The 1100-nt window shown below is 30.7% G+C and carries 1 protein-coding gene; it reads right to left on the bottom strand.

The annotated features are described in order from the left end of the window. Positions 1 to 9 precede the first annotated feature (9 nt). Positions 10 to 1002, bottom strand: a complete 993-nt coding sequence (locus tag DWX74_RS10900) for an IS30 family transposase (RefSeq protein ID WP_118549962.1) — start codon at positions 1000 to 1002, stop codon at positions 10 to 12. Between the last annotated feature and the right edge of the window lie 98 nt (positions 1003 to 1100).

Genomic DNA, 1100 nt, shown 5'->3' with positions numbered 1-1100 from the left:
GGCGAATTGTCAAGCTAAGTGCAACAGTTTATCATAAAATATCTCGAAGGGTGTTTTAAACCCTAAACATTTTCTTGGTCTAGTATTTAGTTTATACTCAACTAACTGAACTAGTTCGTGAGGAACATTTGTAATATCAAACCCCTTCGGGAAATATTCTCTTATTAATCCGTTTGTATTTTCATTTGTACCTCTTTGCCAAGGGTGGTGTGGTAAAGGAAAATAAAATTCAACACCAAGTTCTTTTGTAACTTCTGAGTGCTTAGAAAATTCCTTACCTCTATCTGGAGTAATAGTTTTTAAAGGAAGATCCTTCAAAGTTTCTATAAGCGCAGCTGTTACAAAGTGACTATTTTTCCGATTAACTTTTCTAATGACAGTAAATCTACTTTTTCTATCTACAAGAGTAACTAAACACGCTTTCCCAGCCTTTCCACAAACTGTATCAATTTCCCAATCTCCTAAACGTTCCCTTTTTTCAGCAGCTTCTGGTCTATCAGAAATTTTGTTGCTAATTTGTATTTTACCTCTTTTTTCTAAATGAGCTTTTGTATGTCTTGTCTTACCTCTATGTCTTAATTTTCTAATTGCACCTTTATTTCCTCTAGATTTTTTCTCAGCTTTTGTATCAAATAATCCCTTATATATACCTCTGTATATTGTCGGATAACTTATGCTAAGATTAGTTTTTTCTAATTTAAGCCTTCCGGCTATTTGCTCAGGAGACCATTGTTCTTCTAGAAATTTAGTCTTAACATATTCAAATATACTTGGATTAGAAAGTTTTTCTTTAGGTTTACATTTTTGTCTACGATTTATATAAAGATTTTGAGCATTACTAGGACTGTATTCATTATTTATTTTGTTACGGCGTAGCTCTCTTGATATAGTAGACTTATTTCTATTAATTTCTTTAGCTATTTTAGATATAGAATATCCTTTTGCATAAAAAAATAGTATCTTTTCTCGCTCATTTATTGTAAGATGGTTATATAGACTCATATCATTTTCTCCTTGGTTTTAATTTTTGTTGGCATGAATATTATACCAAGAAAATGATATGAGTTCTTTTTTTGTTGCACTTAGATTATAAATTCAAG

Origin of the sequence: Peptoclostridium sp. AF21-18 (assembly GCF_003478825.1) — a bacterium.
Taxonomy (GTDB): Bacteria; Bacillota; Clostridia; order Peptostreptococcales; family Peptostreptococcaceae; genus Peptacetobacter.
The sequence above is the reverse complement of the archived record's forward strand: the minus strand, read 5'-3'. Positions and strand labels throughout refer to the sequence as shown.